This is a genomic window from Mucilaginibacter polytrichastri (genome assembly GCF_001911425.1).
Taxonomy (GTDB): domain Bacteria; phylum Bacteroidota; class Bacteroidia; order Sphingobacteriales; family Sphingobacteriaceae; genus Mucilaginibacter; species Mucilaginibacter polytrichastri.
In genome coordinates this window covers 3,759,395-3,783,544 of record NZ_MPPL01000001.1, presented here as the reverse complement: position 1 = coordinate 3,783,544, position 24,150 = coordinate 3,759,395, and the positions used below count along the sequence as shown (strand labels likewise).

At 43.2% G+C, this 24,150-nt stretch carries 23 protein-coding genes; 15 read left to right on the top strand and 8 right to left on the bottom strand.

The genetic code is table 11. From position 1 onward, the window contains the following. Positions 1-7: 7 nt before the first annotated feature. The 3 genes from galB to RG47T_RS16005 form a co-directional block, all read right to left on the bottom strand. Positions 8-2,440 (bottom strand): beta-galactosidase GalB, encoded by a 2,433-nt coding sequence (gene galB / locus RG47T_RS16015; protein WP_074490404.1) that lies wholly within the window; start codon positions 2,438-2,440, stop codon positions 8-10. Between the two features lie 82 nt (positions 2,441-2,522). Then, the gene (locus tag RG47T_RS16010) at positions 2,523-2,714 is read right to left on the bottom strand and encodes a hypothetical protein (RefSeq protein ID WP_074490403.1); all 192 of its coding nucleotides are present in this window, start codon (positions 2,712-2,714) and stop codon (positions 2,523-2,525) included. 224 nt (positions 2,715-2,938) lie between these two features. Then, positions 2,939-3,418 (bottom strand): DUF6702 family protein, encoded by a 480-nt coding sequence (locus RG47T_RS16005; protein WP_245770887.1) that lies wholly within the window; start codon positions 3,416-3,418, stop codon positions 2,939-2,941. 60 nt (positions 3,419-3,478) lie between these two features. Here RG47T_RS16005 and RG47T_RS16000 point away from each other — a divergent pair, with 60 nt between their 5' ends. Together RG47T_RS16000 and RG47T_RS15995 are read left to right on the top strand one after the other, a co-directional pair. Continuing rightward, positions 3,479-4,069: a HupE/UreJ family protein gene (locus RG47T_RS16000; protein ID WP_074490402.1), complete on the top strand. Its 591-nt coding sequence runs from the start codon at positions 3,479-3,481 to the stop codon at positions 4,067-4,069. Next, positions 4,066-6,402: a M1 family metallopeptidase gene (locus RG47T_RS15995; RefSeq protein ID WP_074490401.1), complete on the top strand. Its 2,337-nt coding sequence runs from the start codon at positions 4,066-4,068 to the stop codon at positions 6,400-6,402. The genes RG47T_RS16000 and RG47T_RS15995 overlap by 4 nt, the downstream gene beginning before the upstream one ends. Positions 6,403-6,574: 172 nt before the next feature. Here RG47T_RS15995 and RG47T_RS15990 read toward each other — a convergent pair whose 3' ends face one another. Continuing rightward, positions 6,575-6,967 carry a hypothetical protein gene (locus RG47T_RS15990; protein WP_074490400.1) on the bottom strand — a complete coding sequence of 131 codons (393 nt, stop codon included), beginning with the start codon at positions 6,965-6,967 and terminating at the stop codon, positions 6,575-6,577. Between the two features lie 194 nt (positions 6,968-7,161). Between RG47T_RS15990 and ispG the strand changes: the two genes are divergently transcribed. Beyond that, the gene (gene ispG, locus RG47T_RS15985) at positions 7,162-9,231 is read left to right on the top strand and encodes a (E)-4-hydroxy-3-methylbut-2-enyl-diphosphate synthase (protein ID WP_074490399.1); all 2,070 of its coding nucleotides are present in this window, start codon (positions 7,162-7,164) and stop codon (positions 9,229-9,231) included. A gap of 183 nt (positions 9,232-9,414) precedes the next feature. Here ispG and RG47T_RS15980 read toward each other — a convergent pair whose 3' ends face one another. Further along, positions 9,415-9,681: a hypothetical protein gene (locus RG47T_RS15980; protein WP_074490398.1), complete on the bottom strand. Its 267-nt coding sequence runs from the start codon at positions 9,679-9,681 to the stop codon at positions 9,415-9,417. A gap of 86 nt (positions 9,682-9,767) precedes the next feature. Here RG47T_RS15980 and RG47T_RS15975 point away from each other — a divergent pair, with 86 nt between their 5' ends. Next, complete coding sequence (locus tag RG47T_RS15975; RefSeq protein WP_074490397.1) at positions 9,768-11,507, top strand: thiamine pyrophosphate-dependent enzyme; 1,740 nt, start codon at positions 9,768-9,770, stop codon at positions 11,505-11,507. A 76-nt stretch (positions 11,508-11,583) separates the two neighbouring features. Here RG47T_RS15975 and RG47T_RS15970 read toward each other — a convergent pair whose 3' ends face one another. Then, on the bottom strand, positions 11,584-12,588 hold the full coding sequence (locus tag RG47T_RS15970) for an MBL fold metallo-hydrolase (RefSeq protein ID WP_074490396.1): 1,005 nt from the start codon (positions 12,586-12,588) through the stop codon (positions 11,584-11,586). Between the two features lie 136 nt (positions 12,589-12,724). Further along, positions 12,725-13,573, bottom strand: coding sequence for an alpha/beta hydrolase family protein (locus RG47T_RS15965; protein ID WP_074493515.1), 849 nt, complete (start codon positions 13,571-13,573; stop codon positions 12,725-12,727). 97 nt (positions 13,574-13,670) lie between these two features. Between RG47T_RS15965 and RG47T_RS15960 the strand changes: the two genes are divergently transcribed. Then, the gene (locus RG47T_RS15960; protein ID WP_074490395.1) at positions 13,671-13,868 is read left to right on the top strand and encodes a DUF2683 family protein; all 198 of its coding nucleotides are present in this window, start codon (positions 13,671-13,673) and stop codon (positions 13,866-13,868) included. Further along, a complete protein-coding gene (locus tag RG47T_RS15955; protein ID WP_074490394.1) occupies positions 13,859-14,092 on the top strand; it encodes a Txe/YoeB family addiction module toxin in 234 nt (77 codons plus the stop codon). Before RG47T_RS15960 ends, RG47T_RS15955 begins: the two co-directional genes overlap by 10 nt. Before the next feature lie 47 nt (positions 14,093-14,139). Here RG47T_RS15955 and RG47T_RS15950 read toward each other — a convergent pair whose 3' ends face one another. After that, a complete protein-coding gene (locus RG47T_RS15950; RefSeq protein ID WP_074490393.1) occupies positions 14,140-14,514 on the bottom strand; it encodes a DoxX family protein in 375 nt (124 codons plus the stop codon). 160 nt (positions 14,515-14,674) lie between these two features. On the opposite strand from RG47T_RS15950, the gene hemA reads away from it, so the two are divergent. From hemA to hemJ, 9 genes are all read left to right on the top strand, one after another. Then, positions 14,675-15,901, top strand: coding sequence for a glutamyl-tRNA reductase (gene hemA / locus RG47T_RS15945; protein WP_074490392.1), 1,227 nt, complete (start codon positions 14,675-14,677; stop codon positions 15,899-15,901). A gap of 290 nt (positions 15,902-16,191) precedes the next feature. Next, positions 16,192-17,766: a hydroxymethylbilane synthase gene (hemC, locus tag RG47T_RS15940; protein ID WP_074490391.1), complete on the top strand. Its 1,575-nt coding sequence runs from the start codon at positions 16,192-16,194 to the stop codon at positions 17,764-17,766. Between the two features lie 95 nt (positions 17,767-17,861). Further along, the gene (gene hemB / locus RG47T_RS15935; protein WP_074490390.1) at positions 17,862-18,833 is read left to right on the top strand and encodes a porphobilinogen synthase; all 972 of its coding nucleotides are present in this window, start codon (positions 17,862-17,864) and stop codon (positions 18,831-18,833) included. A gap of 88 nt (positions 18,834-18,921) precedes the next feature. After that, positions 18,922-20,295 carry a glutamate-1-semialdehyde 2,1-aminomutase gene (gene hemL / locus RG47T_RS15930; protein ID WP_091691009.1) on the top strand — a complete coding sequence of 458 codons (1,374 nt, stop codon included), beginning with the start codon at positions 18,922-18,924 and terminating at the stop codon, positions 20,293-20,295. 3 nt (positions 20,296-20,298) lie between these two features. After that, entirely contained in the window at positions 20,299-21,168 is an 870-nt protein-coding gene (locus tag RG47T_RS15925) for a sensor histidine kinase (RefSeq protein WP_074490389.1), read from the top strand. 12 nt (positions 21,169-21,180) lie between these two features. After that, positions 21,181-21,885, top strand: coding sequence for a response regulator transcription factor (locus tag RG47T_RS15920; RefSeq protein ID WP_074490388.1), 705 nt, complete (start codon positions 21,181-21,183; stop codon positions 21,883-21,885). After that, positions 21,885-22,415 (top strand): tetratricopeptide repeat protein, encoded by a 531-nt coding sequence (locus RG47T_RS15915; RefSeq protein WP_074490387.1) that lies wholly within the window; start codon positions 21,885-21,887, stop codon positions 22,413-22,415. The genes RG47T_RS15920 and RG47T_RS15915 overlap by 1 nt, the downstream gene beginning before the upstream one ends. 32 nt (positions 22,416-22,447) lie before the next feature. Next, positions 22,448-23,473, top strand: coding sequence for a uroporphyrinogen decarboxylase (hemE, locus tag RG47T_RS15910; protein WP_074490386.1), 1,026 nt, complete (start codon positions 22,448-22,450; stop codon positions 23,471-23,473). A 111-nt stretch (positions 23,474-23,584) separates the two neighbouring features. Continuing rightward, on the top strand, positions 23,585-24,136 hold the full coding sequence (gene hemJ / locus RG47T_RS15905) for a protoporphyrinogen oxidase HemJ (RefSeq protein ID WP_074490385.1): 552 nt from the start codon (positions 23,585-23,587) through the stop codon (positions 24,134-24,136). Positions 24,137-24,150: the final 14 nt, after the last annotated feature.

Genomic DNA, 24,150 nt, shown 5'->3' with positions numbered 1-24,150 from the left:
TAAGTCCTTATTTAACCTTAATAGCCACACTCGCCCCCTGCAACCCTTCACTCTCCGCAGTTAAATTAACAACCCCGCCTTTTTCCTTCGCCTGTATAATGGCTAAGGCCAGGCCATGGAATGCTTTGCGGTAGCTGGCTTTAAACGGATCGTGGCTTACAGGATCGCCGTTATCAACACTGGCTATAAAACCCTGGCCGTTAATTTTAAAGTTAACGCGGTTCTCGGCATCTGGCACCACGTTGCCGTCTTTATCTAATATTTTAACGGTTACGAATGATAGGTCTTTGCCATCAGCTTTAATATTGCTGCGGTCTGCTGTCAGCTCAATTTTTGCAGCTTTGCCTGCGGTGTTGATAGTGCGGGTTAGTACCACTTTACCATTTAAGCGCGATACTGCTTTTAATGTTCCGGGCTCAAAAGGGATACGCCACATTACGTGCAGGTCTTCGCCTTGTTTCTTTTTAATACCTAGTGATTTTCCATTCAAAAACAATTCAACTTCATCGGCATGGTTGTAGTATGCCCAAACGTCAACCACTTTGCCGGGCTGCCAGTTCCAATGCGGGAAAATGTGGAGCACAGTTTTATCGGTCCACTCGCTTTGGTACATATAGTAAACATCTTTAGGGAAACCAGCCAGGTCAATAATACCAAAGTACGAACTGCGCGAAGGCCAGCTATAAGGCGTGGGTTCGCCCAGGTAGTCAAAGCCGGTCCAGATGTACATGCCCGACAGGTAATCGTTTTTCTTAATCAGTTTCCAGGTTTCTTCATGTAAAGATCCCCATGGGGCCGAAACATTGTCATAGGCAGATACCACGTTGCCCAACCCTCCAGGATGTTTAAAACTATCACCAATTGGCCACCTACGGATACTATCAGACGGCATCTCATAATAACCACGGGTTTCTAATGCTGAGGTAGTTTCGGTGCCGATGAATTTCATGCCCGGAAAATCGTCATGGAATTTCTCATAAATCTGGTGATGGTAATTATAACCAACCAAATCAAGAGCGCCAGATTTAATGATCTGGTTATTTTTATTAGGCCGGTCATTAGCTGTAGTAATTGGCCTGCTCACATCCAGGCTGTGTACAATACGTGCCAGTTCGGGTGCTATGCGCAATGCGGCAGTATCAGTCTGTTGCGGAATTTCGTTACCAATGCTCCAGATAAAAACGCTTGGGTGGTTACGGTCGCGCAGTATCTGATCTTCCAGATCGCGTTTGTGCCATTGTTTAAAATACAGGTGGTAATCATAATCAACCTTGCCTTTTTCCCAGCAATCAAAAGCCTCATCCATCACAATGAACCCCATTTTATCGCACAGGTCTAAAAGCTCGGGTGCTGGTGGATTGTGCGACGTACGGATACCGTTACAGCCCATCTCTTTTAAAATTTGCAGCTGGCGCTCCAAGGCACGGGTGTTAACGGCCGAACCTAAGCTGCCCAGATCGTGGTGATCGCATACGCCTAAAATTTTAAGCGGTTTGCCATTCAGGATAAAACCTTTATCGGCATCAAAAACAAAAGAGCGGATGCCTACCGTAGTTGCATAAGTATCGAGCAAGGTTTTGCCTTGGGTAATTTTGGTAACCGCATTGTATAAATAAGGTTGATCTACCGACCATAATACCGGGTTTTTAACCGTTAAGGTTTGATTTACGGTTGATATAGAATCTGACAGGTTAATATCGTTGTTAGTTATGGTTGATACGGCCTTGCCCTTGGCATCAAAAATGGTAGTACTTACAGTAACGTTTGATGAAGAAGACATTTTTAGCCTCACCTTAGTACTCAGCAATACTTCGGCAGCCGCTGCGCTTACCTTCGGCGTGGTTACATAAGTGCCCCAGTGATTTACCGCAATTTTGTTGGTTTTAACCAGCCATACATTACGATAAATGCCCGAACCGGAGTACCAGCGCGAGTTAGGCTGAACGGTATTATCAACCTTAACAACAATAACGTTTGTACCACCGAATTTTAGATAAGGAGTAAGCTCGTACCGGAAAGAGATATAGCCATTGGGCCTGAAACCCAGGTGATGCCCGTTGACCCATACATCGCTTTTTAGGTAAACACCGTCAAAATCGATATAAATAAGTTTGTTTTTGTCTGTAGCTGGTACAGTGAATGTTTTACGGTAAAAACCTAAGCCACCGGGTAAAGCGCCACCTTCTGGAGTAGCTTTGTTCTCTTTACTAAAGGTGCCTTCAATGCTCCAATCGTGCGGTAAATCGAGTGTGCGCCATTGCTGGTCGTTAAATGAGGTACTTTCTACATTTTTAACATCGCCCAAATGGAAACGCCAGCCTTTGTCGAAATTGAGTGTAGTACGGGGCGATTGTGCTTTAACCTCACCAAAAGATAAAAGTGTTACCGCAACAAGCAGTAACCGGCCGGCCTTATTGGGCCATGTTTTAAATGAATACATAGTTATTTGATATTAAATGTAATAACGACACTAATTAACAATAATTAAAACGTATTATCAAAAACTAAAAATGATAACGCTTCTAAAATTTGGCATAAACTACCTTGATTTTATTTAATTCGTCGTTTTTAATAAAGGTTCTTAACTTTTTATCGTAAGTTATTTTCAATACATCATTAGATAACCATGTTAACCGAACAGCATTTGAATCGAGCCTGGTCGAATCATGGTTTGCGTCGACTGTAAATACATTACCAACTGTAGTACTATCCATTTTATCTTTAGAATTTAAAATTGAAACCTGAAATGAATCTTCGCTTAATGCTGTGGTTTTTGAAAAGAGAACTGCTTGTAGAGATTTAGAAGGACAATATCTTTTATAAATTAGAGTATTGGGCCCCATGCCATCTAATTGAAAGCAACTGCTAATAAAGGTGCAACAAATTACTAATAAGCAGATATGCCATCTTAGAGAAATCATACTTTGGATTTATATTATCAAAAACTAAATGAAGCGTCAGCCTCGGGGTTATCCAGCTTGGTGCTTTTGCGTTCGCCGTTTACGGTGGCATGTATCATATTAATTTGTTCGGGGTGTGCAGGGTACAGCAAATCATCATGCACGGTAAGCTGTTTTACTTTGCTAATGCCCTTTACTTCGAAATAACTCCATGCACCATCTTCCTGTATTTCGTAACCTACAAAGCTTAAAGTTAATATTTTACCATCAGCTTTAATGGTCAGGTGTTTTTTTACATAGTCGGTAATCATGCGGTTTACTTCGGTCTTGTCTTTCGGTTTCACAATATCAATCTGGCTATGGTTGGTTTTATTCAACTCGCGCTCCAGATCGTCATAAAACATCCGGCAACTAATCTCTATCGATTGATTTTTGGCGTTATGGTTGATCTCGGTAACGCTTACATAGAAGGGGTGGAACAGCGAAAGCCAGCAAATAGTTAAAAATTGTAACATCATTGTGTTTAAACATGGAATTTAGGCCAAAATACACTAATATTATCCTTTTATTTTTAGCCCGTGCAAGATTTTGGTTTATATTTCGAGTTAGGTTGGCAACATATATGTAATTGGGCTGGTTATGACCATATTTTGTTTGTAACCGTACTCTGCGGAATGTATTTATTAGCCGATTGGCGTAAAGTTTTAATCCTGGTTACTGCATTTACCATAGGCCATTCGGTAACTTTGGCTTTGAGTGTACTAAATGTGATCCATATTAATAGTTCTTTGATCGAATTTTTAATTCCGGTTACTATTGTTTTTACCAGTTTGGTTAACATCCTGAAAACGCAGCGCAGCAGTGCCACCATGAAGCTGAATTATGTGCTTGCAATGTTTTTCGGGCTGATCCATGGCATGGGGTTTTCTAACTATTTAAAAAGTTTGCTGGGTACCAGTACTAATATTGTAGGGCAATTATTTGCCTTTAACCTGGGGCTCGAGTTTGGGCAGGTGCTTATTGTGCTGGCTGCCTTATTTATATCTTTTGTGTGTATTAATTTTATGAAGGTAAAACGGCGCGACTGGACCCTGTTCCTGTCGTCGGCCATATTTGGTATTGCCTTTATTATGTGTATAGAACGTTTTCAATTAATAAAATTTAGATGAGAAAAATCTACATTTCGGTTTTTGCTTTATTAGTAGGTTCTGCCGCGTTTGCGCAGAACGACAACAACCCCAAATCTAACCACGGCAACAAGTTTGAACAGTTGGGCCAAATGCTGGCCGACCCGAACATGTACCGTTCGGCATCAGGAGCCCCAGGGCCTAAGTACTGGCAACAAAAAGCCGATTACGACATTACCGCCACGCTTGATGATGACAAACAACGTTTGGATGGTGTTGAAACCATTACTTACTATAATAACTCGCCAGATCCGCTGAGTTATATGTGGATTCAGCTTGACGAAAACCAGCACAAAAAAGATGGGGAAAGCGCCAAGTTTGATGAAAGCAAAATGAAAGACAAAATGACCCTGCGCGATTTGCAAGGTATTATGGGACATAACCTCGATCTGGGCGACCATATTGTGAGCCTGAAAGATGCCGAAGGCAACCCGCTTACTTATATCATTAACGAAACCATGATGCGGGTAGAGCTGCCTAAAACATTGGCCCCTGGCGAGAAATTTAAATTTAAAATTGCCTGGTGGTATAACATATCAGACCGATTGACTATTGGCGGTCGTGGTGGTTATGAATACTTCCCCGAGGATAAAAACTACCTGTACACCATGGCACAGTGGTACCCGCGTATGGCGGTTTACAGCGATTTTCAGGGTTGGCAAAATAAGCAGTTTACCGGCCGTGGCGAGTTTGCGCTAACCTTTGGCGATTTTAAGGTACACCTTAATGTACCGGCAGATCATTTTGTGGGTGGCACAGGCGAATGCTCTAACTATGCGCAAACCCTTACTGCTGAACAACTACACCGCTGGGAACAAGCAAAAACCGCTAAAGAACCGGTAGAGATTGTAACCCTTGCCGAGGTTAAAAAGCAAATGCAGGGCCACGCTACTGCCCGTAAAACATGGGAATTGCACGCCGAAAACGTACGCGATTTTGCCTGGGTATCATCGCGCCGTGTAGTGTGGGATGCTATGGCTACGCATATTGATGGTGGTAAAACCGTAATGGCGATGAGTATTTACGGCCCGGAAGCTTACCCGTTGTACCGCCGTTATTCAACCAAACTGGTTGCGCATACGTTGAAGGTTTATTCTAAACATACCTTCCCTTATCCTTACCCGGCTGCAACTTCGGTTGAGGCATCAAACGGGATGGAGTACCCGATGATCTGTTTCAATAATGGCCGTGCAGATAAAGATGGCACCTACAGCGAAGCGGTTAAATATGCCATGACGGGGGTAATTATCCATGAGGTTGGCCACAACTTTTTCCCGATGATCGTTAACTCAGACGAGCGCCAGTGGAGCTGGATGGACGAGGGTTTAAATACTTTTTGCCAGTTTTTGGCCGAGCAGGAATGGGATAACAAATACCCATCGCAACGTGGCCCGGCTGCAAAAATTGTTGATTACATGAAACTGCCTGCCGATCAGCTGGAGCCGATTATGACCAACTCTGAGAATATTGTTCGCTTCGGCCCTAATGCTTATGCAAAACCGGCTACGGCGTTAAATATTTTGCGCGAAACCGTAATGGGCCGCCAATTATTTGATTATGCATTTAAAACCTATGCACACCGCTGGGCATTTAAGCATCCAACTCCTTCAGACTTTTTCCGCACCATGGAAGATGCTTCGGCAGTTGACCTGGATTGGTTTTGGAGAGGCTGGTTTTATGGGATAGACCCGGTTGATATTTCGTTAGACAGTGTTAAATATTACCGCGTAGATACCAAGAACCCCGAAATAGAAGGTACTTATAATAAGGCTTTGGCCGATAAAGGCTTGCAGCACATCAGCGCGCAGCGTAATAAAGAAGAGGGAATTAAATTTGCTGTAGAGGCCGATACTTCCCTGAAAGATTTTTATGGTAAGTATGATAAGTTTGCCGCTACCCCCTTAAGCAAACAAAGCTACCAGGCCATGTACGATGGTTTGAGCCCGGAAGAGAAAAAATTCTATGAAAATAAAAGCTATTTCTACGAGCTGGATCTGAGCAATAAAGGCGGTTGCGTAATGCCGCTGATTATCGAGTGGACCTATGCCGACGGCACCAAAGAAGTAGAACGGATTTCGGCCTACATCTGGCGTAAAAATGAAAAAAACATCACCAAGGTGTTCGCCAAGACCAAAGAAGTAAAATCGATCAAAATAGATCCGTTTAAAGAAACGGCCGATATTGACGAGAACAACAACTCGTGGCCGCGCGAATACACCCCATCGAGGTTCGAGCTGTTTAAAAGCCAGGCCGGCCCGAGGGGGGCATCATCAGGCAGTAATCCGATGAAAGAATCATTGCAAAAATCAAACTAATAACAAAGAAAGCCCCGATTTTTCATCGGGGCTTTCTTGTTTTAATACATTTACTAAAAGCTTTGTCATTCAGAGCGTAGCGAAGAATCTTCTTCATTTAGCATTTACGTCAATGCATTTACGCAGAAGATTATTCGCTACGCTCTGAATGACAAGAAAGAAATAATAAGTTTTACACCACTGGCTTTGCCGTAAACATTGGCTTGTAATAATTAAAGTACGCATACCCTAAAAATAGATGCACTGCCAATATTCCTACACCCATCGGCATGCCCGCAGGTGCCAGTATGGTATGGAACAAAAAGATATTAAGCGATATAGGGAACAGCACAATTAAAAAGAAAGCGGTAAAACGGTTAATCAATAAAAACAGGCCGCTAATAACTTCCGTCACTTTCAAAAACTGGAAGAAATAACCCGAGCCAAACAATCCACCCTGAAAAGCAGTTGCTGCTGCCGACATTGGTGGTGTTTTCATCGGTATAAAATGAAAGAAAAAATTCAGGCCGAATACCAGGTAAATTAATCCAAGTAATGAACGGGTAATTAATACTGCAATTTTCATAATGTAGTAGTTAGTTATTGGTTGAAGATAAATTTACCAGTTAAGAATTTAAATAGCAATACTTTATGAAAATGAATACGTATTGTTAACCCCTTCTTCTTTGGAGAGCACCGGGGAGAGGTTTTAATAACACAGCGTTAAAACCTTTAATATTTATAATCCTTATCTTTGCATTATCAATTGATTGCTTGTTTATGGATGCTGAAGCATTGAAATTATTACCCGGACGTTATTGTAATTCATTAACCGATTATTCGCGGTTTATTACCCGCGAGGTAACCATTGGCGATGTGCCGATGGGAGGGAACAACCCGATCCGCATTCAGAGCATGACCACCACCGATACCATGGACACCATGGGTACTGTAGCGCAATCCATCCGCATGATTGAGGCCGGTTGCGAATATATCCGTATCACCGCACCAAGCATTAAGGAAGCCCAAAACCTGGCTAATATTAAAAAAGAACTGCGCCAGCGTGGTTATACTGCGCCTTTGGTAGCGGATATCCACTTTACCCCAAATGCTGCCGAAGTAGCCGCCCGTATTGTTGAAAAGGTACGTGTAAACCCTGGCAACTATGCCGACAAAAAGAAATTCGACATTTTAGAATATACAGATGCAGAATACCAGGGAGAGTTGGAGCGCATCAACTCCAAATTTACGCCGCTGGTAAATATTTGTAAAGAGTACGGTACTGCCATGCGTATTGGTACCAACCATGGTTCGCTGAGCGACAGGATTATGAGCCGCTATGGTGATACCCCGCAAGGGATGGTAGAATCGGCTATGGAGTTTATCCGCATGTGCGAGGCCATGAATTATTATAATTTGTGCATCTCCATGAAATCGAGCAACCCGCAGGTAATGGTGCAAGCCTACCGCCTGCTGGTACAAACCATGGTTGCCGAAAATATGAACTACCCACTGCACCTGGGTGTAACCGAAGCTGGTGACGGCGAAGATGGCCGTATCAAATCTGCCGTAGGCATTGGTACTTTACTGGAAGATGGCCTGGGTGATACAGTCCGTGTCTCATTAACCGAAGAACCCGAAGCAGAAGCCCCGGTTGCTATTGCACTGGTAGAACGCTACTCAGCGCGCAGCAAAGCTGCTCAAGAGAATCAAACATCGAGAATCAATAATCAAAATAGCGAAGTCCTTTCCCCCGGAGAGGATTTAGGTGAGGCTTTTACTACAACGCACTCTCCCTACGAATATAAAAAGCGCGAAACCTACGAAGCCAATGCCTTCATTGGCGGCCACATGGTGCCCCGCGTGGTAGTTGATCTTTCTAAAGAAAACCTGAAAGATCCTGCTGTGCTTAACGCAGCCGGTTACCTGTATTCGGCCATGCTGGATAAATATAACATGGCAGACCAGTCGGTTGATTTTGCTTACATGGGCGATCAGTTGCCATCGTTTAACTTCCCCGGTAATTTAAAGCAGTTGTACAATTACAATACCTGGAAAACGCTGGCCAGCAAAACCAATTGCCATCCGTTGTTTACCTTGCAGGAATATATAAATGCCGATGACCGTACATCAACCTTAAACCTGGTACGCATAACCAATGCCGATCTGGAAACTGACCTGTTCGGGCAAATTCAATTGGATAAATCCCTGATATTTGTTTTAGAAACTACCAAACCACATGGCATGGCCGACCAACGCGCTTTCTTCTTCAAAATGGAAGAGTTTGGTTTGGATGTACCGGTGATAGTGAAGAGAACTTATGATTTTGTGGGAAATCAAGATTCTGAAGCCCTCTCCCCCGGAGAGGGTTTGGGTGAGGCTGAACAGACAACCTTCCTCCAACTCTACGCCGCCACAGATTTAGGCGCTTTACTGGTTGATGGTTTCGGCGATGGTATCTGGATCGATGCACCACAGCTATCAACTAACGTAATTACATCTACCGCTTTCGGTATTTTGCAAGCCACCCGCTCCAGGATCTCGAAAACAGAATATATCTCGTGCCCAAGCTGTGGCCGTACGTTGTTTGATCTGCAGGAAACCACACAAATGATCCGTACCCGTACAAGTCATTTAAAAGGTTTGAAAATCGCTATTATGGGCTGTATCGTCAATGGCCCCGGCGAAATGGCGGATGCCGATTATGGCTATGTAGGTGCAGGCCCGGGTAAAATTACCCTATACCGTGGTAAAGAGGTAGTGAAAAAGAATGTGAATACAGTTATCGCTGTTGACGAACTGATCAGTATTATTCAGGGAGATGGTAACTGGGTAGAGCCGGCTATTTAATCTATTTTTTGGAGCCTTTGCAGGCGGTGGAAATCGTGGCTGTAAACGTAGGCGCTCTTTATCATACGGAGGGGCTATCAAGGCCTTTCCAATAAATGAATCTTGCTTATTTAGGTGTTTGCTTTAAAATAACTTCTTTAAGGTTTTTGTCAGCATTACCACATCCGGCAAAATTAAAGCCAATCAACACCATCGCAGCAGAAAACCATCTTTTCCAAAAGGGAATAATTGCTGCGTTGTGTCTAATTGATCTGCTGTAAATCTTCCGAAAATATTGTAATTGTTTTCGGCCAAAATTTTTCTAAACTCATCCGCTTTGCTGTTGGTGAAATCATATACCACTTTATGGCATTGGGTGCAGTGCCTGCCTCCATTTTGGTGAGGTTGCATCGCATCCCATTTTTCTCCGCAGGAGAATTTGAGGTTTATGGAGGTAATATCTTCAGGCATTTGTAATAAAGATAGATGATTATCAAATATAGAAAACTTGAACCTGTTTTCTTAGTTATCTTGACATACATCATTCCCTCAACCCCATGGCTCAAAACGTAGCAGAACAACTGGTAGATATGCTGATATCAGCCGGTATTAAAAGAATTTATGCCGTTACCGGCGATAGTTTAAACGAAGTTAACGATGCCGTGCGCCGTACAAACGGTAAAGTACAATGGATCCATGTGCGCCATGAAGAAGCCGGTGCCTATGCAGCCGCTGCCGAATCTGAACTAAGCGGACTGGCTTGCTGTGCAGGCAGCAGCGGCCCCGGCCATGTGCATTTAATCAATGGTTTATATGATGCCCATCGCTCGGGTACGCCGGTTATTGCCATCGCGTCTACCTGTGCCACCAATGAATTTGGTTCGGAGTTTTTCCAGGAAACCAATACCATTAAACTTTTTGACGATTGCAGCCATTACAACCAGATAGCCACCACACCAGCCCAATTACCACGCATGTTGCAAGCCGGGATCCAGCATGCCTTAGGTAAAAAGGGGGTATCGGTTATCGGGTTACCCGGCGATATTACCAAGATGGATGCTGAGGAAATAACCACTTCGATCATCAATTATGTAACTGCCCCGGTTATTCGTCCGGCAGATCAGGAGTTGCAAAACCTGGCTGCACTGTTAAATTCGCACGAGAAGATCACTATATTTTGTGGTATCGGCGCATCAAAAGCACATGATGAAGTTGTCCAATTATCTAAGAAGCTCAATGCCCCGGTTGGATACTCCTTCCGTGGAAAAATGAGCATTCAGTATGATAACCCCAATGAAGTAGGAATGACGGGCTTGCTTGGCTTGCCATCTGCTTTTCATAGCATGCACGAGTCTGATTTGATTTTACTGCTGGGTACCGATTTTCCTTATACCCAATTTATACCTACTGATATTAAAATAGTTCAGTTAGAAACCAAGCCCGAGCGTATTGGCCGCCGTGCCAAAGTAGATATGGGCTTATGCGGAACTACCGAAGATAGCTTGAAAGCCTTATTGCCGCTGATTGAGCAAAAAGCAGATGATAGCTTTTTGCAAACCCAGTTGAAATTTTATGATAAGGTGAAAGACAATCTGCAAACTTATGTAGATGATAAAGGCACAAAAAATAAGATCCATCCCGAATATGTGGCCTCAACGATCAACAAACTGGCCACCAACGATGCCATATTTACCGTTGATACAGGCATGTGCTGCGTTTGGGGTGCACGTTATATTCACGCTACGGGTAAACGTACCATGATCGGTTCATTCAACCACGGATCGATGGCTAATGCTATGCCGCAGGCTATTGGCGCTGCATTAACCTGCCCCGACAGGCAGGTAATTGCCATGTGTGGCGATGGTGGTATCTCGATGCTACTGGGCGATCTGGCAACCATATCGCAGTATAATTTGCCAATTAAAATTGTGGTGTTTAACAACCGCTCGTTAGGTATGGTGAAACTGGAAATGGAAGTGGCAGGTTTGCCCGACTATCAAACCGATATGCACAACCCTGATTTTGCAATGGTTGCCCAAGCTATGGGCATTAAGGGTGTTACTGTAGATGACCCGGAAATGGTAGAGCAAGCATTACGTGAAGCCCTGATGTTTAACGGCCCGGTTTTATTGAATGTAATGACCGACCCTAATGCCTTGGCTATGCCTCCAAAAATCGAGTTCGACCAGGTAAAGGGGATGGCATTATCCATGTCTAAACTTATCCTGAACGGCCAGATGGACGAGGTTTTAAACACTGTGAAATCAAACTACAAGCATGTTAAAGATTTGCTCTAGTTCATAGATCATAGTTGATGGTTCATAGTAAAACTTAGCTTCGTCTATGAACTATGAACCATCAACTATGATCTAACTACCTATACCTTCTCCACCAGCCCGATATAAATGGGAGGTCATTGATCTGGGTAGGCTGTCCCGGTTCGGGAGCAAACAGCCGGATCTGTTTTTCTTTGGCTAATTGTATCAGGCGTTCAATGGGTTCATACCAGGCATGCAGGGCCAGGTTAAAAGTACCCCAGTGGATAGGCATCATCAAGCCGCCTTTCAGGGCGATATGTGCATTGGATGCATGGTCTGGCCCCATGTGTATATCCGGCCAGTTTGCACCGTAAGCGCCAATCTCCAGCATGGTGAGATCAAATGGGCCGTAGGCTTCGCCTATATCTGTAAAGCCCTCAAACCAGCCCGAATCTGCCCCGAAAAAGATGTTATGTTTATTGCCCTTAATTACAAATGCCGACCACAAAGTTTCGTTGCGATGGGTAATCCCACGGCCCGAAAAATGGCGTGTTGGCGTGGTAGTAATGGTTAGGTCGTCTCCTACTTTGGCGGTATCTCCCCAGTCCATTTCGGTAATACGGTTTTTGGCGATCCCCCATTTTTCGAGGTAAAAACCAACACCCAGCGAACAGTAAAACGGTACCGATAGATTTGCAAAATGTTCGATAGTTGCCTTATCGAAGTGGTCATAATGGTCATGCGAAACAATAATTGCATCTAAAGGCGGCAAGCTATCCAGTGCTATAGGTGCATCAAAAAAACGTTTTGGACCAAAACTTTGCGAGAAAGAGGCACGCTGGCTCCAAACAGGGTCGGTCAGGATTCTCTTTCCGTCAATCTCAATTAATATGCTCGAGTGGCCTATCCAGGTAATGCGCAATCCGCTTTCTGGCGGCGTGTTAAATATCTCGGGATTAGTTGTAAAGGGGCCTAATTGTTTTTTAGGGACAGTTTCGGCTTTGTTTTTGATGTACTCCCACAAAATGGATGGCATTTTGTCAAACCCTGCTTCATCAGTAGGGATCGGGTTTATATATTTCGCCCCTTCTTTTCGGGAGCCTTTTAAGTTGATTGGCATTGATGTTTTTTTCTTTAGTTTTTATTCCCCTCTCGGAGCACGCGCGAAAGCATGTGTTGTTGCAGGGGGGATCTGCGCGGTAAAGAACACACCCCCTAACCCCTCTCAAGAGGGGAATTATATTGTAAAGCTAGTTTTACCCTTTGTTTTGATCGTTCGCTTTTAAAAATGTTACAGATTTTTTGCACAATTCGTGTAATGCTGTCGGCAAGGTATCCTTAAAATACGGATGGTAAGCATTAAATGCATGGTCGGCATTGGGTAGTATCAATAATTCGGCATGGGGTTGCATACGTTTTAAATCGTGCGCATGGCTTATGGCCACGGTATTATCGGCGGTGCCATGTGTAATTAACCAGGGCTGTTTAACGCTGGCAGCTTGCGCAAGTATATTTAAGCGTGCCGCATTTTTATCCAGATCGTCCAGTAAAGTTGCCTTTACCGGCATCTGTTGCCCGGTGCGCGAATTAGGGAAATAGAATGTGCCTGTTAGCTTCCATTGCGCTTCCAGTTGTTTAGGCCACAGGTTACGGAAATTAGCTACCGATGCCATGGTAATTAAATGGCTTACGCGATCATCTTCGGCAGCTTTAATAATGCTGATGCCACCACCCATGCTGTGCCCCAGCAATATAACGCTATCGGCAATTGATATGGCCGAACCACCGGCCACAAAATCAATCACGTAGTTGAGATCTTCCAGTTCGATAGAAAAAGTGTTTTCACTAAAAGCGATCAGGTCACCAAACTCCAGCGGGGCATCGGGCGTTGTGCCATTATGCGAGAAATTAAATTTCAGCACCCGGTAACCGTTTTCGGCAAAGTAACTGGCCACCAGGTGGTGGGTTCCCCAATCTTTAAAGCCCTTAAAGCCATGCACAAAAATAATGAGAGGTGCATTAGGGTTAACATCGTTATAGGTAAGGTCGGCCAGCATTAAACGGCCTTTAGCGCCCGGTATGGTATAAGTTTTATTCTGGATCATTTGGGTGTTATAACGCATGTGAAGATACATTGTTACCAAATAATCATACTTTATACAGTAGGAAAACAAAACGGGAAAAACAAATGTAAATTTGGATATGGAAACAATGATTATGCACCCCAAAAACAAAGAGCAGTTAACTGCTTTGAAGGCAATTGCAAAAGCGTTGAAAATTGATTTTGAAACCAAAAAAAGCCCCTACGATCCGGAATTTGTTAAAGATATTTTACAAGCCAGAGAAGATATAAAAAATGGTAAAGGCGTAAAAACTGCCATTGAAGATTTATGGAAGTAGTTTTTGCTCCCAAGGCTGTTGTACATTTGCAATATTGGAAGCAAACCGGTAATAAATCTATTCAGAAAAAGATTCAACAATTGATAACTGCTATACAAGAAAATCCTTTTGAGGGTATTGGCAAACCCGAGCCATTAAAACATGAGCTTTCAGGTTCGTGGTCTCGGAAAATTAACGGGGAGCATAGGATCATTTATCAGATGTATGCCAAAACAAGATCGTAATTCTGGAAATACAATCGCTAAAAGGACATTATTAATATTAACCCAGCCTACACCCTCGTACTCCACCAGGCCCAATACATTAACGCCGGTTGCAAAAGCAGCCTTGCCCAGGCAATAAAGGGTGTAACTTCGAGCTTCCCTAGCCTCATCGGGGCGTCATAAACCATGGTAATGTGTACCGGTAAAAATGCAGCCAGCATGGCTACAATAAGCCATCCTGCAAGCGGCCGGGTTGCCGGAAAAATCATCATAACGCTGAATATCAGTTCACATGCGCCTGATAGGATGTTCATTAGCGAAGGGTAGGGAATATAATCGGGGATGATCTTGATATATCCCTTTGGATGCCAAAAATGATTGATGCCTGCAATTGCATAAAAAATGACGAGGATCACTACGTTAATATTTCTAAAGATTCGCATATTTGCTGGCTTTGTTTATGTACGTAAACAGCTTAAGTTACAGTTTTAATAACTATTTAAACCTAATTTAAAATCGTTCTATTTTGTTTTCCTTTGACAAATCATTGACAAAGGAAGGATATATTGAACGTAATTTTGTTGAGTCAAATTTATAACGGCATTGAAGTATTTAAAGGTTATAGCATTTTCACATAAACAGATCGAACTGAAGGAACTAGGCAAACTGGTTATTTGTCAGGAAGACCTGACCCCTAAGCTTAAACAAGTAAAGGAACTGTTTGACATTCCGGAGATTTTTTACCTTTCTACCTGCAACCGCGTTGCCTTTGTAATGGCTACCCCGCAAGTTGTAGACCGCGACTTCACCCGTAAATTTTTTCATGCTTTAGATATGGGCCTTTGCCCGGGTTATACCGAAACCTTTTTAGATGCCGCTAATATCTATGAAGATCAGGAAGCGTTGAACCACCTGCTGCGCACCTCTTGCTCTTTAGAAAGTTTAATTGTTGGCGAAAAAGAAATTTTAGCCCAATTACGTAAAGCTTACGAAAGCTGCCGCATGGCAGGCCTAACAGACGATTACCTGCGTATGGTAATGAGCTGTGTAGTTAAAGCTGCTAAAGAAGTTTATACCCATACCAATATTTCTAAAAATCCTATTTCGGTTGTATCATTAGCTTACCGTAAGCTTAAAGACCTTAAACTTTCTTCGGATGCACGTATCTTAATTATTGGTGCAGGCGAAACCAACCGTAATATTTCTAAATACCTGCAAAAGCATAAGTACTCCAACTTCTCGGTTTTTAACCGTACGCTAGGTAGCGCACAAGAATTAGCCGTAGAATTAAAAGGTACTGCTTATGATCTGGAAACATTAAAAACCTACAAAAAAGGTTTCGATGTAATTATTACTTGTACAGCTGCCACACAGCCCATTATTACACCGGAGATCTATGCTTCGTTGCTGAATGGCGATACGGATAAAAAAACCATTGTAGATCTGGCTATCCCTAATGATACTGATCCCGAAGTGCTGGTTAATTTTCCGGTTAACTTTATCGAAGTTCACTCGCTAAACGAAATTGCTAAAAAGAACATGCAGGAGCGTTACCAGGAACTGGTACATGCAGAAAAAATCATTGCAGAAAACATTCACGACTTTATCCCACAACTAAAGCAACGCCGTATTGAAGTGGCTATGCGCCAGGTGCCCGAGAAGATCAAAGAGATCCGCAATACCGCCATCAATTCTGTTTTTGCAGATGAAGTGCAGGGCATGGATCAACAATCGCGCGAAATACTTGAGAAAGTAATGAATTACATGGAGAAAAAGTACATCAGCGTACCCATGGTAATGGCCAAAGAGATTTTGATCGCTAATAATTAGTTTTATATTTTACAAAACATTCGTCTTCATTTCCGTCATTGCGAGGAGGTACGACGAAGCAATCCCCGAGCGATAAGTTCTGACTTTAATAGCGCAGAACCTATATTATATTGACTTGCCTTTTCTTAAGCCATTCCCGCCATTTATCCCCTAAAAATTCTTATTTTCAACAAAGCAAAGCTAATGTGTGATATGTAATATCCACACAGTCAGCTAATCTTCACATTGCAATAAAAATTGTGGGTACGTCCTTATAAAAATTAAATTTGCAGATCAAATAATTACACTCTTTGGAAAGAAAATTACTTATAGGAACACGCGGCAGCGATTTGGCTTTATGGCAGGCAAATTTTGTAAAAAATGAGCTGGCCAGCATTGGTATAACTGCCGAGCTTAAGATTATTAAAACACAGGGCGATCGTATCCTGAACCTCAGCTTTGATAAGTTGGAGGGTAAAGGGTTTTTCACCAAAGAGATTGAAGAAGAATTATTGGCAGGCAAAGTAGATATAGCGGTTCATTCGCACAAAGACCTGCCGACAGAGAACCCGCCGGGACTTATCATTGCAGCGGTTTCAGAAAGGGAAGACCCGTCTGAGTTGTTGTTGATCCTGAAAGACTGTGTGGATGTTCACCAAAAGCTGTCGGTAAAGTTTGGCGGCCGGGTTGGTACCTCTTCAAATCGCAGGCGTGCGCAGTTATTAGCTGTACGCCCCGATCTGGAAATTGATGACCTGCGCGGTAACGTAAATACCCGTATCCAAAAACTGCGCGACGAAAAATATGATGCCATTATGCTGGCTAAAGCCGGTATCTCTCGTTTGGGTTTAGACTTGAGTGAATTTCTGGTAGAAGAATTACCGCCAACAGAATTAATCCCGGCACCGGCACAGGGTGTTATGGCCATTCAGATTCGCGAGAATGACCACGAGCTGTTTGAACGTTTACAATCCATTAACCACCCCGATGTGGCCGAACAGCTATTTGTTGAGCGTAAAGTGTTAAACTTATTTGGCGGCGGTTGCCACTTACCATTAGGCGTTTATTGCCGCAAGCACGAGGGTGCTTTCCAGATATTTACTTCAAAGGCCGATGATGGCGAAGGTTTCCCCGATAGGTTGTTTATCCAAACTAATAACCTGGATGGTTTACCCGAGCAAATTGTTGCGCGCTTTAGTAAAGACCGCAAGTACCCGGCAAAAGTATTTATCTCCCGCGATCTGGGTTCGCAAAGTTATTTCCGCCGTGCGTTGGAGAAACATGGCATTGAGATAGAGGACCGCTCGCTGATCCGTACCGTACCGGTGATCAACAAGTTTGATTCTTATATTTTGCGCAGTGTGGAGTGGGTGTTTTTTACCAGCAAAAACGCTGTAGAATATTTTTTCCAACTGGAGCCTAAGTTTCCGCACCCGGTAAAATTTGGTGTAATGGGTAGCGGATCTGAAGACATGCTGCGTAAAAAAGGCCATTTTGCAGATTACGTAGGCCAAAGCAATGATACTGCCGAGGTTGCACGCGATTTTGCTAAACTGGCAAATGGCAGTACCATATTATTTCCAGGTGCCGAGAACCCGATGAGGAGTATCCACCAGGGCTTATCTGCCGATACCAAGATCATCGACTTACCGGTATATGAAACAGTTTTGGATGAAACCGCGCCTGCATCATCAGCCGATGTACTGGTATTTACCAGCCCATCTAACGTAGAGAATTATTTTGAGCGTCACCTGCTTGATAATCACCAGCAAATTGTGGCCATCGGTAAATCAACCGGCCGCACGTTGGATGAATTGAATATAAAATACACATTGCCTTTTTCGCCCGATGAAATCGGGTTGTCTGAGGCAGTGTTTGGGTTATAAATAGTTTTCAGTCCATGGTCTATAGTCGATAGTCCATGGCGTAATATTTATAAAGAAGCGTCTATCGACTATAGACCATGGACTATTGACTAATTATGTTACAGAGACCAAGAAGGAACAGGAAAAGTGAAGTGATACGCCAAATGGTGCAGGAAACACATGTTAGTGCAGCTAACCTTATTTTTCCACTGTTTATAGTAGAAGGTAATAATCAAAAAACAGAAGTATCATCTATGCCGGGTATTTTCCGTTATTCTATTGATAATTTACTGCGTGAAGTAGAAAGCTGTATGAACCTGGGCTTAAAGGCCTTTGATCTTTTCCCTAATATTGATGAGGCGCTGAAAGATAAGTACGCTACAGAAAGTCATCGCGAAGAAAGCCTTTACCTGCGTGCCATTAGTGAAGTGAAAAAACATTTCCCTGAAGCCTGTGTGGTAACCGATGTAGCGATGGACCCGTACAGCAGCGACGGCCACGATGGGATTGTTGAAAACGGCGAGATTCTGAATGACGAAACTTTAGCCGTTTTAGCCAAAATGTCGATAGCGCATGCACGCGCAGGTGCCGATATTATTGCCCCATCAGATATGATGGATGGCCGCGTGGGTTATATTCGCGAGGCATTGGATAATGAAGGTTTTACCAACGTATCCATCATGTCGTACACTGCTAAATATGCCAGTGCATTTTATGGCCCCTTTAGGGATGCGTTGGGTTCTGCACCCAAATTTGGTGATAAAAAAAGCTACCAGATGAACCCTGCCAACCAGCGCGAAGCTCTTATTGAGGCCCGTTTAGATGAGGCAGAGGGTGCCGACTTTTTAATGGTAAAGCCAGGTTTGCCATATTTGGATGTAATTAAATTATTGAAAGATAGTACTGAACTGCCCATTGCAGCGTATAATGTAAGCGGTGAGTATGCCATGATAAAGGCTGCTGTACAAAATGGCTGGTTAAATGAGCAACGTGCCATCACAGAAGTTTTAACAAGCTTTAAACGTGCCGGTGCAACATCGATATTAACCTACCACGCTAAAGAAGTATTGTTGAATAAATGGCTATAAAATGAGTTGTCGGTTGTCTGTTATCAGTTGTCTGCATTAAGCAGGGTCACTGACAACTGACAACTGATAACAGACAACTGAAACAAAAATGTTCGATTCGTTTAAAAAAATATTTTCTGGTAAAGAGGGTGAAGAGCCTGTGAATACCACAGGCAAGGCAGATATCGTTCGCGAAAAATCTGCCGAATTGTATGAGAAGGCTAAAACGTATTTTCCGGGTGGGGTAAACTCGCCGGTGCGTGCGTTTAAATCTGTATATGGTACGCCCTTGTTTATTGAAAAAGGCGATGGCAGCTACCTGTGGGATGCCGATGGTAACCAGTTTATTGATTACTGCTGCTCTTGGGGGCCGCTTATTTTGGGCCATAACAATGCCAAAATACGCGAAAAAGTAATTGATGTGCTGCAACATGGCATGTCGTTCGGTGCACCAACTGCGTTGGAAAATGAATTGGCCGAATTGATCCTGAAGAATAATAAATACATCCAGAAAATACGTTTTGTAAGCTCGGGTACCGAGGCAGTAATGTCGGCCATCCGTTTAGCCCGTGGCTTTACCAAACGCGATAAGATCTTAAAGTTTGAGGGCTGCTACCACGGGCACTCAGATTCATTACTGGTTAAGGCAGGCAGTGGTTTGGTTACCTTTGGCGAAACCTCATCAGCAGGGATCCCTAAAGCATTTGCCGAGCAAACCATTGTAGTATCATTAAATGACCGTGAAGCTTTAAAAGAAGCCTTTGCCGAATTTAAAGATCAGATAGCAGCGGTAATCATTGAGCCGGTACCGGCCAACAACGGTTTGCTATTACAGGAGAAAGAATACCTGCAGTTTCTGCGCGAGATCTGTACCGAAAGCGGAACCTTGTTAATCTTCGACGAAGTGATCTCTGGTTTTCGTTTAGGTTTTGAGGGTGCGGCTGGGTATTACCAGATTAAACCGGATATTCTTACCTATGGCAAAATTATAGGTGGTGGTTTGCCGGTTGGCGCTTATGGTGCCTCTGCCGAAATTATGGACCATGTTTCGCCTGTAGGTACCGTTTATCAGGCAGGTACCTTGTCTGGCAACCCGGTTGCTATGGCAGCAGGTATTGCCCAAGTAACAGAACTGTTGCGCATGGGTTTTTACCGCGACCTGAACAATAAAACAGAAGAATTTGCCGAGTCGATACAGCGTTTTGCTACGGCGCGTAACTATAAATTTAAAGTATTCTATATCGGTTCTATATTTTGGTTTGCGTTTACCGGCCAGGCGGCTATCCGCAGGGCCGAAGATATTGACCCGGCCAGCATGGAAAAATTCAAAAAAATGCACCGCGAGCTGCTAAACCGCGGCATTTATTTGGGCCCCTCGGGCTACGAAGTTGGATTTATTTCATCTGCCCACACAAAAACTGATCTGGAACGAACAAAACGTGCTATTTTTGATAGTTTAGATATTGTATTTAAAGACAAGTAAGCAATGAAAAGGCCTTTTGTAATTTTTTATGCACTCATTATCTACGCCGTTGCCGAGCTTGGCTGGTGGGGATATATGCTGGTACATCTGCAACCAGGGCGTTTTGGGATGATTATGGGCGAAGGATCGGTATTTGTATTGGTTTTTTTACTGGGCGCTTATAACCTGCATGCATCAATTAACAAAGAGCGCCGTTTACAGGAGCAAAAGCGAAATTTTCTGCTTTCGGTAACGCACGAACTTAAATCGCCGCTGGCTTCCATTAAATTATACATGGAAACCATCCAGAAAAGAAAACTCGAACATTCGCAGATCATCGACTTTACCGGCAAGTGTTTGCTTGATGTTGATCGTTTGAATGATATGGTAGAGAATATGTTACTTGCTTCGAAAATTGAAAACCGATCATATACTTTTCCTAAAGAACAGTTTAACCTTTCACTATTGGTAGATAGCGTGGTGAACCGCCTGCAGATTAACAAATGTGATTTTAGTCAGCAATTGATTAACGCGGAGATTGAACCCAAGGTAGAGATCACCGGTGATAAGTTTGCCCTTACATCTGTAGTAACCAACCTGATTGAAAATGCCGTTAAATACTCGCAGCCCTGTGCCGAGGTTAACGTTAAACTGTTTAGAAAAGACGGCCAGGTTTACCTCATGGTGGCCGACCAGGGGATAGGTATCGCTGATAATGAAAAAAGCCGTATTTTCGACAAGTTTTACCGTGTAGGCAGTGAGGATACCCGTAACACAAAGGGGACGGGGTTAGGTTTATACATAGTGAAGCAAGTTTTAGAAAAACATGAAGCCAGCATCAGGGTTAAAGATAACATCCCTGAAGGCAGTGTGTTCGAAGTTGTTTTTGGTTAACCTAAATTAGATATGTCAAAGAAAAGAATTCTATTGGCCGAAGATGAAGAGCATTTGCTCGAGGCCATCAAATTAAACCTGGAATTAGAGGGATACAAAGTATCAACTGCTAATAATGGTAAAAAAGCGTTACAGATCTTCAAAGAGGAGCGTTTTAACCTGATTATATTGGACGTAATGATGCCTGAGGTTGATGGCTTTGTTGTAGCCGAAACCATCAGGTTGGAAAACTCTGAGGTGCCGATCATGTTCCTGACGGCGAAAAATACGAATGAGGATAAAATTGCAGGCCTTAAAAAAGGTGCGGATGATTATCTGACTAAGCCCTTTAATCTGGAAGAACTAATTTTACGGGTAAATAACCTGGTAAAACGCAGCCTGAAAGGTGAGGACCTGAAAGAGTTTAACAGCTATAAAATTGGTGAGAAAACCATTCACTTCAATTCTTTCGAGTTGATTAATGAGGATGGATCAATCACCCCTTTAACTAAAAAGGAAACTATGTTGCTTAAATTACTGATAGAGCGCCGTAACGATGCTGTATCGCGCGAGCAGATCCTGGAAACTGTTTGGAACTATGATGTATATCCATCAACACGTACCATCGATAACTTTATACTTACCTTCCGTAAGTATTTTGAGCCAGACCCTAAAAATCCGGTTTATTTCCATTCTATCAGAGGCGTGGGTTATAAGTTTACCGATACACAGCATTAATGTTAACAAACCAGGCACGATTAATTATAGTCGGCATCTTTTTTCTGATGCTGGTGTTTTTTGTCCAGCAGCATGTTTATGAGCTGGCCGGGGTGGCGTTTATGTTTTGCATGCTGTTGATATGGGGCTATTTTAAAGAAGGCCCTATTGTTGTGGCAGCCAAAAGCTTCCATAATAAGGAATATGACAAGGCTGAGCAATTACTGCTGAGCATAAAAAAACCCGAATGGCTGAACAAAAAACGCCGGGGTTTTTACGAATTTATGCTGGGTGGTATTAGCCTGCAACGGCAGGATTATGACGCAGCCGAACGCCATTACGAAGTAGCTGTGCAGTACCCGCTACGGTCAATTAATGACCACGTGGCCGCACTGGCCCATGTGGCTAATATTAGCATCAGGCAGCATAATTATGACAAAGCTGAGGCTTATATCGGGCTGGCAGAAAAACACCATGAAAATATAACTGCAAAAATGAAAACGGTAATAGAGCGCTTGCAGACGGAATTAAAGAAACACAAAACTAAATAAAAGGAGGGGCGTGAGCCCTTTCCTGGTATTATATGAAAGATTCATTATTTATAAAAGCCGCATTTTCAGCGCAAACAGAGCGCCCACCTGTATGGATGATGCGACAAGCTGGCCGTTTTATGCCGGAGTATTGGGAAATTAAGAACAAGTACTCTTTTCTGGAAATGTGCAAAACCCCGGAGTTAGCCGCAGATGTAACCATGTTGCCGGTTAATTTACTGGATATTGATGCTGCTATTTTATTCTCAGATATTTTAGTTACCGGCGAAGCCATGGGCGGCGACCTGAGCTTTACCCAAAACGTAGGCCCAAGGTTTGCCAACCCTGTACGCACACAAGCTGATATCGATAATTTAAACGTTGACGTGATAGATAAGCTGCAATACGTGGCAGATGCTATTAAAGTAATTCAGCAACGTTTAAATGGTAAAATTCCCTTGATAGGTTTTGCAGGTGCACCCTTTACGGTAATGAGTTATTTGGTTGAAGGTGGATCTTCAAAAGATTTTAAACTAACCAAGCTCATGCTACACAACGAGCCCGCAATGGCCCACCAGTTGTTGGCTAAAATAGCTAAGGTTACGGCTGCTTATTTAAACCTGCAGATTGAAGCCGGCGTTAATGCCGTGCAGATATTCGATAGCTGGGCGCAGGCTTTGGCCTGGGACGATTACAAAGAGTTTTCCCACCGTTATATCCAGGAAATTATCGCTAACCTGGATAGGAAAGATATCCCGGTGATATCTTTCTGTAAAGGCAGTTCTGTTTTTGCGCCGCTAATGGCGGAGGCTAAACCCGATGTCATTTCTATCGACTGGAACGTTGACCTGCTGGATATTAAAAACCGTTTGCCACAAGGCATGGCTGTACAAGGCAACCTGGACCCACATGTTCTGTATGCCGGTAAGCCGGTGATTAAAGATCGCATCCACAAATTATTTGAGCGCATGCGTGGTGAGAAAGGCTTTATTTTCAACCTCGGCCACGGTATTATGCCGGATATTCCGTTTGATAACGTGAAATATGCGGTTGAAGTAATAAAGGAATATCGTTATTAATAATAAGTTTTGTCATTGCGAGCGATAGCGTAGCAATCTCGTCGCAGTCATTATTCGATATGCACAGCTACGAGATTGCTTCGTACCTCGCAATGACACATTTGAGAAGGCATGTATCTATACTTAAAATCCATACACATCATATTTGTAGTCAGCTGGATGGCGGGGCTCTTTTATATTGTGCGGCTTTTTATTTACCATACCGAAGCCCAGGAAAGGGTAGCGGCAGAGCGTAAAGTACTGTCAGACCAGTTTGAGATGATGGAGCGCAAGCTCATGAACATCATTACTACACCAGCCATGACGCTTACCCTCATTGCCGGTATCGGAATGCTATTTATACAGCCCGAATGGCTTAAACAACCCTGGATGCATGTTAAGCTGGCATTTGTAGGAGGCTTGGTTGCTTATCATTTTATCTGCATTTACAAAATGAAACAAATGCGTAGGGGTATCTACACCTGGACCTCTACCCAACTCCGCATCTGGAACGAGGTTGCTACGATATTCCTTTTTGCTATTGTGTTTTTAGTAGTACTTAAAAATGCACTAAGCTGGATTTTTGGAGTGTTAGGGATAATCGCCTTCTCGATGATCATCATGTCGGCGGTAAAGATCTATAAGTATTATAGGTTGAAGGGGGAGAAGAGGGACAAGAAATAAGAGGCAAGAGCCAA

Bases quoted from the DNA above. Each gene is read 5' to 3' on its own strand.
- hemB (WP_074490390.1), top strand. From the start codon at position 17,862: ATGTTACAGAGACCAAGAAGGAACAGGAAAAGTGAAGTGATACGCCAA.
- RG47T_RS15970 (WP_074490396.1), bottom strand. From the start codon at position 12,588: ATGCCAATCAACTTAAAAGGCTCCCGAAAAGAAGGGGCGAAATATATA.
- RG47T_RS15995 (WP_074490401.1), top strand. From the start codon at position 4,066: ATGAGAAAAATCTACATTTCGGTTTTTGCTTTATTAGTAGGTTCTGCC.
- hemJ (WP_074490385.1), top strand. From the start codon at position 23,585: ATGTATCTATACTTAAAATCCATACACATCATATTTGTAGTCAGCTGG.
- RG47T_RS16005 (WP_245770887.1), bottom strand. From the start codon at position 3,418: ATGATGTTACAATTTTTAACTATTTGCTGGCTTTCGCTGTTCCACCCC.
- RG47T_RS15965 (WP_074493515.1), bottom strand. From the start codon at position 13,573: ATGATCCAGAATAAAACTTATACCATACCGGGCGCTAAAGGCCGTTTA.
- RG47T_RS15925 (WP_074490389.1), top strand. From the start codon at position 20,299: ATGAAAAGGCCTTTTGTAATTTTTTATGCACTCATTATCTACGCCGTT.
- ispG (WP_074490399.1), top strand. From the start codon at position 7,162: ATGGATGCTGAAGCATTGAAATTATTACCCGGACGTTATTGTAATTCA.
- hemL (WP_091691009.1), top strand. From the start codon at position 18,922: ATGTTCGATTCGTTTAAAAAAATATTTTCTGGTAAAGAGGGTGAAGAG.
- RG47T_RS15920 (WP_074490388.1), top strand. From the start codon at position 21,181: ATGTCAAAGAAAAGAATTCTATTGGCCGAAGATGAAGAGCATTTGCTC.
- RG47T_RS15975 (WP_074490397.1), top strand. From the start codon at position 9,768: ATGGCTCAAAACGTAGCAGAACAACTGGTAGATATGCTGATATCAGCC.
- RG47T_RS15915 (WP_074490387.1), top strand. From the start codon at position 21,885: ATGTTAACAAACCAGGCACGATTAATTATAGTCGGCATCTTTTTTCTG.
- galB (WP_074490404.1), bottom strand. From the start codon at position 2,440: ATGTATTCATTTAAAACATGGCCCAATAAGGCCGGCCGGTTACTGCTT.
- RG47T_RS15955 (WP_074490394.1), top strand. From the start codon at position 13,859: ATGGAAGTAGTTTTTGCTCCCAAGGCTGTTGTACATTTGCAATATTGG.
- RG47T_RS16010 (WP_074490403.1), bottom strand. From the start codon at position 2,714: ATGGATAGTACTACAGTTGGTAATGTATTTACAGTCGACGCAAACCAT.
- RG47T_RS15990 (WP_074490400.1), bottom strand. From the start codon at position 6,967: ATGAAAATTGCAGTATTAATTACCCGTTCATTACTTGGATTAATTTAC.
- RG47T_RS15980 (WP_074490398.1), bottom strand. From the start codon at position 9,681: ATGCCTGAAGATATTACCTCCATAAACCTCAAATTCTCCTGCGGAGAA.
- RG47T_RS15950 (WP_074490393.1), bottom strand. From the start codon at position 14,514: ATGCGAATCTTTAGAAATATTAACGTAGTGATCCTCGTCATTTTTTAT.
- hemE (WP_074490386.1), top strand. From the start codon at position 22,448: ATGAAAGATTCATTATTTATAAAAGCCGCATTTTCAGCGCAAACAGAG.
- RG47T_RS15960 (WP_074490395.1), top strand. From the start codon at position 13,671: ATGGAAACAATGATTATGCACCCCAAAAACAAAGAGCAGTTAACTGCT.